Source organism: Microbacterium sp. K24 (assembly GCF_004794465.1).
Lineage (GTDB): Bacteria > Actinomycetota > Actinomycetes > Actinomycetales > Microbacteriaceae > Microbacterium.
Genome location: NZ_SSDJ01000014.1, coordinates 1 through 8,817, shown reverse-complemented (window position 1 = coordinate 8,817; position 8,817 = coordinate 1). Strand labels below are relative to the sequence as shown.

Sequence of the window (8,817 nt, the reverse complement as noted above, 5' to 3'; positions counted from 1 at the left end):
TGAGCGAGCGAAGCGAGACGGAAGGGTGCGACTACTCCGGCTGCTCCGTCGGCGGGGCCTCGGTCGGCGGGGCCTCCGTCGGCGGGGCTTCGGTCGGCGGGGCTTCGGTCGGCGGGGCCTCCGTCTCCGGGGCCTCCGTCTCGGGCGCGTCCGCGTCCGGCACGTCCGCCGCGGCCGGGGCATCGACCGTCACGATCGTGCGCACCGCGGAGTCGCCGTACTGCACCATGCCGAGGTAGCGGGTGCCGGCGGTGAGACCGGTCCAGCCGAGCTGGTAGCTCGTCTTCACGCCGCGCACCACCGGGAGCGGGTTCGGCGTCGCCGTGAACGCCCCCTCGCCGCCGGGCAGCACGTTGGCGTAGGACATGTCCCACGTCATCGGTCCGGTCGTCGAGTAGATGTTCGCCACCACGAGGTAGGTGCCGGGGGTGGGCGCGGGGATCGTGACCCTCTCGTCCGCCGAACCGGTCGCCGACTGCCAGCGCTGGTAGTACTGCAGGTCGTCGGCGCTCACCACGCGGTACACGGTGAGGTCGAGGTCGCTGCCCTCATCGTCCGACGAGTCGAGGTCGAAGCGCGAGAGCGTGGTGCCCTCGGGAACATCGACGATCCACGCGACATCCTTGTTGGCGTCTCCCGAATTCTCGTCGCCCGAATGACCCTCGACCGGGTTGTCCGGGTCGGCGAGCAGTTCGAACGGGGTGAGACCCGACAGGGTGAGCGGAAGATCGCCCGTGACGCCGGGGATGACCTCCACGGTGGTGCTGCCGTCGACGCCGGCGCCGGAGACCTCTGCCGGAGCATCCGCCGTCACCGGGAAGAGGGCGATCGGCGAGCGCACGGAGTTCTTCTTGCTCGTCCAGACCAGCGATCCGGTCGCCCACTGCTCGACGGGCGCGCTGGCGTTGTCGAACGTCACGGTGAAGGTCTTCGTCTGACCCGCCTTGTCGAACGTCAGCTGCTGCGGGCTGACCTTCACGTTCACGCCCGGTACCGAGGCCTTCGCCGTGAAGACGCCCTTCTCGGTCGAGGTGACGGATCGCGTCACGGTCTGCGAACTCGCCAGGGTGCCGATCGAGATCGACGGCTGGTTGAGATCACTGCCGTCGATCGGCTCGATCCCCGGGAAGTCCGAGAGACCCTTGCCGTCGAGGAACGCCGCCCAGTCCTTCACGCCGTTGAGGTACAGCAGACCCGGATTGAGATAGCGCTTGGGATCGACCTGCCCCGCGCCCTGCTCGAACGGGTTCGTGTTCGGCGATCCGTCGGGGAGCACCGTGTCGTACGCGGTGGTCATCATCGCGGACTTGATCTCGGCGGGCGTCGCCTTGGGGCGCTCACCGAGGTAGAGGGCGGCGAGACCCGCGACGTGCGGCGATGCCATCGACGTGCCGGAGAGGATGCCGAAGGTCGGCTTCTCCCCCGGGGCGTTGTTCGTCGCCGCGAGGATCGCGACGCCGGGTGCCGCGACATCCGGCTTCAGCACGTCGCTGCCGTCGGCGAGCACCGGGCCACGGCTCGAGAAGCCCGCGATCTGCGGCGTCGGGGTCGTGACAGCGGTGGTGTTCTCACCGACGAGAGTGATCGGACGGTCGGTGCCGCCCTGCACGTACGCGAGAACCGCGGCACGGTGCACCGAGCTCAGGTGCACGGTCGGCACGGCGTGGAAGTCGTTGTCGAGCGAGTCGGACCCGCCGGGGACGTTCACGAGGACCATGCCGATGCCACCGGCATCCTTCACGACCTGCGACTTCTCCGCACGCGCGTTGTTCCCGCGATCGCAGACGACGATGTGACCGGTGATCTTGGCCGGGTCGAGGGTGCCGGGCAGGCACAGCGCGGCGTTCGCCGCCGTGGCGCCGGATGCCGCGGCATCCCCCGCATAGATCGACGGGCCCGTGATGGTCTCGCCGAACGGCACGCTGACCGAGGCGCCCGCCTGCTCGAATCCCTCGAACTGGACGGTGCCCTCCCAGGTCGGGATGGTCGATGCGGCGACCGTGGTGTACCAGGGCGAGCCGTGGTCGGCCGTGACCGGGTCGGGACCGTCGTTGCCCGCACTGACCGCGACGTAGACGCCCGCAGCCGCGGCGTTGAAGAACGCGAGGTCCTCGGGGGCCATGACGGTCGACGCCGCTCCGCCGCCGATCGAGTAGTTGATCACGTCGACGCCGTCGGCGACGGCCTGGTCGATCGCGGCGACGAGGTCGCTCAGCGCGCAGATGTCATCAGTGGTGACGGCGGGGTCGGGGCCGACGTAGCAGGCCTTGTAGGCTGCGACCTTCGATGCCGGCGCGACGCCGGAGATCGTGCCGAGATCGACGCCTTCGACGGCTGCCTTCACCTTGAAGTTGCCGGCCGCGGTGCTCGCGGTGTGCGAGCCGTGGCCATCGCCGTCTCGCGGCGAGAGGTAGTCGTACTGGAAGTCGAAGCCGGTCGCCTCGGCACCCTTGTAGAAGTACTGGCCGCCGATGAGCTTCGACGAGTAGTCGCGCTTGTCCCAGTCCTGGCCTTCGACCATGGCGGACTGGAACTGCCCGCCGTCGGACTTGTCGAAGTAGACGTACGTGCCGTCGGTGTAGGGCTGGTTGCCCTTGTGGCGGCTCTGCTGCTTGTTCTGCTTCTTGAGCTTCTTGCCCTCGAACGACGGATGCTCGGGCGCGATGCCCGTGTCGATGACACCGACCACGACGCCCTCGCCGGCCTTGTCGACGCCGCCGGTCTGCTGCCAGACGCCGCCACGGCCCTTGCGATCGTCGCCGAGCCCGAGGAAGTCGGTCGAGGTCTGCGCATCCGGGTGGCGGATCTCATCGGGATAGACGCCGAAGACGTCTTTCGAGGCGCGGAGCTTGTCTACCTGCTCGCCGGTGAGGTCGGCGCTGAATCCGTTCAGCACCACCTGATAGGTGGTGTCGGGGGTGATGCCGACCTGCGTGGCGAGGTCGGTCTGCTCGGTCTGAAGGTGCTCGACGTAGCGCTGGGAATCCTGCGACTGGGTCTCGAGCTGCTCGCCCTCAGCGGGCTTCGTGGCTTTGAGGCCCTTGACGTCGCCTTCGTAGCTGGCGAGGGGATCGGCCTTCATCACGACGATGTAGTGGCCGGGGGTGCCGGCGATGGGAACGGGGTGCGTCACCTCCTCCGCCGCGTAGCCTGCGGTTGCCGTCGATGCGATGAACAGCGTGGCCAGGGTGGTGGCTGCTGCTATGCGGAGGGGTGTTCGACCCATGCGCTTCTCCCGATGCTCGATGATCTTCGTGCGGCGTCGTTGCCGCAATGCCGCTCAAAGTAGTCCGGGGTCGCGGAGCGCGCCAGGGGCTCGGCGGAAACATAGACGAAGGGCCACAGGGGGGACTTTGGTCGATACGGAACCTGTTCCGAGACGCTTTTCCCCGGTCGCTCGGCGGCGATCGTCGGCTAGCGCGCAACTAGGCTGGGAGGGTGGCCCGAACCCCCGTCCTTTCGACCAGATTGCTGCTGGTCTGCGCGGCGATCGGCGTCGCCACGGGCATCGTCGGCGGGGTCGCGGGACTGCTGACGCCGGTCGTGCTCGTCGTCGTCCCGTGGGCGTACGGGCTGCTGCTGGGATCGCACGTGCTGCCGGGAATCATCGCGCAGGAGGTGCTGCGCAGGCCCCTCGTCGCACTGATCACGCACGTCATCGCCGCGCTGGTCGCGAGCGCGTTCAACCCGGCGTGGGCGCTGAGGTTCCTCGGCACGGCGCTGCTGTTCGGCGCGATCCAGGAGGGTGTCGCGGCGCTGACCCGGTACCGGGCGTGGGGCGCGTGGCGGTTCTTCGTGTCGGGTGCGGTGATCGGCGTGCTCGTGGCCGTGGTGGTGTTCTTCGCGGCGCACATGGCGACGCTGCCGCTGTGGGCGCAGATCCTGTACCTGGTGATCTCGGTGCTCGGACCGATTGCCTGGACCGCGGTCGGGTTGGCGATCGGTGCGGCTCTGCGGCGGGCAGGCGTGGCGCAGCGCTGAGGTTCTCTCGCTTCCGGGCGATTCTGCGTCGATGGCGTATCAGGTAAGGCTCAGCTAAGTTAGAAGCGTTCGATCCGCCGACCCGGGACTCCGCCGTGCGCCCATCCGCGCCCCTGCTCCGCGTGCGTGAGCTCTCTCTCACCCACGCGGATGCCGCGCACCCGTCGCCGCGGGACATCTCCTTCGACATCGCTGCCGGAGAGGTCGTGCTGCTGCTCGGACCTTCGGGCTCGGGCAAGTCGACGCTGACGCTCGCGCTGAACGGGCTGATCCCGCATGCGCTCCCGGCGACGATGACCGGCACGGTCGAGGCGGGCGGGCTCGACACGGCGACGACGCAGACCGCGACGCTGAGCACGCAGGTCGCGATGGTGTTCCAGGATCCGGATGCGCAGATCGTCACGGGCACGGTGTACGACGAGGTGGCGTTCGGGCCGGAGAATCTGCTGCTGCCGCTCGACGAGGTGCGCGCGCGTGTCGAGGATGCGCTGCGCCGGGTGGGGCTCTGGGAGCGTCGCGACGACAACCCCGATCACCTGTCGGGTGGCGGGCGGCAGCGTCTCGCGATCGCCTGCGCGCTGGCGATGGGGTCTCCGCTGATCGTGCTCGACGAGCCGACCGCGAACCTGGATCCTCAGGGCATCGACGACGTGTACGCGGCGCTGACGGACGTGGTCGCGGCGGGGGATCGGGCGATCCTGCTCGTGGAGCACAACCTCGATGCGGCGATGGGGTTCGTGACGCGCACGATCGTGCTCGACCGCGAGGGGCGGGCCGTATTCGACGGACCGGCCGCGGAGGTCATCCGTCAGCACGCCGACGAGCTCGTCGCGATGGGCGTCTGGCTGCCCGCGGCGACGCTCGCCGCGCTGCGACTGCGCGACCAGGGGTACTCGTTCGATCCGCTGCCCCTGTCGCCGGAGGAGCTCGCACGCGCCCTGCCGGCGGTCGCCGTCTCGTCTCGGCGCGCTCGCTCGACGACCGAGGGTGACGGGATCATCCGCGCCCGCGGGCTGACGGTGCGGCGGCGACGGACCGAGATCCTGCACGGAATCGATCTGGATCTCGCGGAAGGCGGCCTGACCGCGATCGTCGGTGCGAACGGCGCCGGCAAGACGACGCTGATCCAGGCGCTCGCGGGGGTCGTGCCGCCGCCTCGCGGAACGGTGAGCGTCGACGGCATGGATCCCGGTTCTGCGTCGCCGCGGGATCTCGCGTCGCGCATCGGGTTCGTGTTCCAGAATCCGGAGCATCAGTTCATCGCGCACACGGTCTTCGACGAGCTCGCGCATGGGCTCCGGCTGCGGCATGCTCCGGATGCCGAGATCGCGGCGCGCGTGGAGGAGATGCTCGTCCGGTTCGGGCTCGAGCACAAGGCGGAGGTGCATCCGTTCCTGCTGTCCGGCGGGGAGAAGAGGCGGCTGTCTGTCGGCACCGCGCTGATCACGCGGCCCCGCGTGCTCGCGCTGGATGAGCCGACGTTCGGTCAGGATCGCGCGCGAGCATCGGAGCTTCTCGAGCTGTTGCGGAGTCTGCGTGCCGAGGGCACGACGATCGTCATCGTCACGCACGACCTGCAGCTCGTCGCCGAGCACGCGACGCACACGGTGGTGCTGAAGGACGGACGGGTTCATGCCGCCGGCCCGACGTCGGCGCTGTTCCAGGACGAGCAGGTGTTCGCGGGGGCGGGCCTGCGTCTTCCCGCGTTACAGCGGGTGCTGGCATCCGCCGGTCTGGAGGTGGCGTCGTGACCGCGACCTCTCCCACGGCTGCGGCTTTCGACCCGTACGCGACGATGACGGTCACCTCGCGGCGGCAGTTCCTGTATGCACTGAATCCGTTGGCGAAGGTCGCGGGATTCGCGCCGGCGATGGTGCTGCTCATCTTCGTGCGGGACCTGGCGACGCCGGCGGCCTTCCTCGTGCTGGCGTATGCGGTGATCCTGATCGGCGCGCGGGTGACGGGGCGTCTGCTGGCGCTCCTGCTGCTGGCCCTGCCGGTGGGGATGCTCGCGATCGGCGTCGGGTTCTCGTTGTGGGTGGATGCCGCGCTCGTCGCGGACAGCGCCCCTTTCCTGCGGATCGGCGGGTGGACGCTGCATTCGGGTGCGCTCGAGATCGGCTTCGCGACGGCGCTGCGGCTCGGTTCGATCATCGCGCTGGCGCTGATCGGTGGTCTCACGACGACGGGGCCGGATCTCGTGCGAGCGAGCGTGCAGCAGCTGCGGGTGCCGTATCGGATCGGGTACACGGCGCTGGCGGCGTTCCGGTTCGTGCCGCGGTTCGGGCATGAGCTCGCGGTGATCCGGGCGGCGCATCGCGTGCGCGGGCATCATGGCGGTCGGGGTCCGTTCGCGCGCATCGCTCGCGGGTGGGGGTACATCGTGCCGTTGCTGGCCGGTGCGATCCGCCATGCCGAGCGGGTGGCGCTCGCGATGGATTCGCGTGCCTTCGGCGCTCATTCGACGCGGACGGAGCGGCATCTGGTGCCGTTCCGCGCCCGCGACATCGTGTTCACGGTGGCGAGTCTTGCGGCATCCGCTGCGATCTTCGTCGCGTTCTTCCCCTGGCAGCTTCCCTGAAAGGCGCCGCATGGCATACAGCAAGATGGTCAAGCCCGAGTCGTCCGAGCTCATCCACCTCACGGTGCTGCGCAGCGAACAGCTGTCGGCGCACTGGATCAGGGTGACGCTCGGCGGCGGTGAGATCGAGAAGTTCCGGCCGATGGGCTTCGACCAGTGGTTCCGGTTGTTCCTGCCCATCGGCGGCGACGCCGGTCTGGATCGCGTTCCCGCGAAGGCGAACAAGATGTTCGGGTATCTGAAGTTCCTGCGCATCCCTGATGGCGAGCGTCCGGTCATGCGCAACTACAGCGTTCGGGCGTATCGGGCGGCGACGGCGGATGCCGGTGCCGAGATCGATGTGGACTTCGTGCTGCACGGCTCTGCGGCCGACGGCACGGCCGGTCCGGCATCCCGCTGGGCGGAGACGTGCCGGCCGGGCGAGCATGTGCTGATCATCGATGAGGGGCTCACGTTCAATCCGCAGCGCGGTACGGACCGGGTGCTGCTGGTCGGCGATGAGACGGCGCTGCCGGCGATCGCGTCGATCTGCGCGTCGCTGCCGGCGGATGCGGTGGGCACGGCGATCGTCGAGGTGCCGGCGACCGAGGATGCGCTGTCGTTCCCTCGCCCCGCGGGTATCGAGCTGGTCTGGATCGTGCGGCCGCATGATGTCGATCCTGGTTCGCTCGCGCTGGAGACGCTGGCCCGGACATCGTTGCCCGATGGGACGTTCCACGCGTATGCGGCGGGTGAGCAGTCTCTCGCGTCAGGAGTGCGGAAGCACCTGGTGGGTGAGCGCGGGGTCGACAAGAACGCGGTGAGCTTCTGCGGGTATTGGAAGATCGGGGCGGCTTCCCCGGCGTCGAAGGCCGCGCGCGAGGCTGCTGCGGAGCCGCTGGTATGAGCGCGACGGATGCCGGCGCCCCTCGGAATCGCGGACGTTTCCGCTTCCCGACGGCGATCCTGCTGACCTGCGCAGCGCTGGGTGTCGCGGGTGGGTTGCTGCTCGCGCCGGCGAACTGGGTCTCGACGATCCTGTTCCCCGGGTTGCCGTTCGTGAGCGTCGCGCTGGCGGGACTGTGGCTGCTGCCGTCGGTGATCGCGTTGCGGCTGCTGCGCCGTCCGATGGTCGGGTTGCTGGTCGGCCTGCTCGCGGGCCTGATCATCGTGCCGTTCTCGGGTTACGGATTCCGCAGCGTGGCGACGAACCTGTGGTGGGCGGCGTTCGCGGAGCTGCCGTTCCTGTTCGTGCTCTGGCGGTACTGGGGGACGTGGCTGCACTACGTCGGCGCTGTCGTCGTCGGTGTGGTGTATCCGCTGCTGGCGTGGGCCTCGTTCAATCTCGAGTCCATGCCCGTCGGTGTGCGGATCGCGTTCTTCGCGATCACCCTGGCCAGCTCCGTGGGTGGGACCGCCCTCGGCATCCTGATCGCCGATCGTCTGCGTCGCGCCGGGGTCGGTGGGCGCCTTCCGCAGGGACGTGCCGCGCGCGCACCCGTGGCGAAGACGGAGGTCTGACGAGGCGCTGCACCGCTGATGCGAGCGGATGAGGCTCTGTACGCAGGGCGTGGTCATGCGGCGATGTCGAATCGGTGTCGTCCGCCGGTGCGGGGTGTGCGGGCGGGGTCGACGTACGCGGGTGGGAGGAACCAGACCCGTGCGGTGACGCCGGTGCCGTCGATGCGGATGTCCCACCCGTTGTCATGGATCCGGTGGTGACACGTCTCACACAACAGCACCCCGTTAGACAGGTCGGTCGGTCCGTGATCACGGATCCACCACCGGATGTGGTGTGCTTTCGTCATCCCCGGTGGGAGTCCGCACATCGCACACCCACCATCACGTTCAGCCAAAGCCAACCGTTGCGCCCGGGTGAACAACCGCTTCTCCCTCCCCCAATCCAGAATCTCGCTCTTCCCCCCGCACACCCAGGGGATCACGCCCGCACCGGCGGCCATGCGTCTCGCGGCGCCGATGTTCACCGGGTGATCCATCCCATCGATCGTCGCCGACCCCGACCCGGCCCGCAGATCATCCAACGTCAACCGGACGATGACGGTCGCCCCGGCAAGGGGGACCCGGGACTCGCACCCGAGGACATGTGCGCAGAACATCGCGAGGGCATCCGCGTGCAGCATCGGCACGGTGCGCCGGTCGGCGTCCGCCGCGTCCGGGTTCGGGGCATCCTTCCGGGCGGCGAACGCCGCAGACACATACCCGCGCAGGGCGGTCACGACCGGGGCGGCTGACTCGGCATCCAACACCGCGTTCAG

General features: G+C 69.2%; 7 protein-coding genes. 5 read left to right on the top strand and 2 right to left on the bottom strand.

The annotated features are described in order from the left end of the window. Window positions 1-31 precede the first annotated feature (31 nt). Complete coding sequence (locus DW306_RS00360) at window positions 32-3,226, bottom strand: S8 family serine peptidase (RefSeq protein ID WP_136053674.1); 3,195 nt, start codon at window positions 3,224-3,226, stop codon at window positions 32-34. 212 nt (window positions 3,227-3,438) lie between these two features. Between DW306_RS00360 and DW306_RS00355 the strand changes: the two genes are divergently transcribed. The 5 genes from DW306_RS00355 (at window position 3,439) to DW306_RS00335 (ending at window position 8,062) form a co-directional block, all read left to right on the top strand. Further along, the gene (locus DW306_RS00355; protein WP_136053673.1) at window positions 3,439-3,981 is read left to right on the top strand and encodes an ECF transporter S component; all 543 of its coding nucleotides are present in this window, start codon (window positions 3,439-3,441) and stop codon (window positions 3,979-3,981) included. Between the two features lie 95 nt (window positions 3,982-4,076). Beyond that, entirely contained in the window at window positions 4,077-5,732 is a 1,656-nt protein-coding gene (locus DW306_RS00350; protein ID WP_136053672.1) for an ABC transporter ATP-binding protein, read from the top strand. Between the two features lie 44 nt (window positions 5,733-5,776). Continuing rightward, the gene (locus DW306_RS00345; RefSeq protein WP_136053675.1) at window positions 5,777-6,562 is read left to right on the top strand and encodes an energy-coupling factor transporter transmembrane component T; all 786 of its coding nucleotides are present in this window, start codon (window positions 5,777-5,779) and stop codon (window positions 6,560-6,562) included. Between the two features lie 10 nt (window positions 6,563-6,572). Continuing rightward, entirely contained in the window at window positions 6,573-7,448 is an 876-nt protein-coding gene (locus DW306_RS00340) for a siderophore-interacting protein (protein WP_136053671.1), read from the top strand. Then, window positions 7,445-8,062 (top strand): ECF transporter S component, encoded by a 618-nt coding sequence (locus DW306_RS00335; RefSeq protein WP_136053670.1) that lies wholly within the window; start codon window positions 7,445-7,447, stop codon window positions 8,060-8,062. Before DW306_RS00340 ends, DW306_RS00335 begins: the two co-directional genes overlap by 4 nt. A 53-nt stretch (window positions 8,063-8,115) precedes the next feature. On the opposite strand, the gene DW306_RS00330 is transcribed toward DW306_RS00335, so the two are convergent. Next, window positions 8,116-8,817, bottom strand: a 702-nt coding sequence (locus DW306_RS00330; protein WP_136053669.1) for an HNH endonuclease signature motif containing protein, incomplete at its 5' end; no start/stop codon positions are given.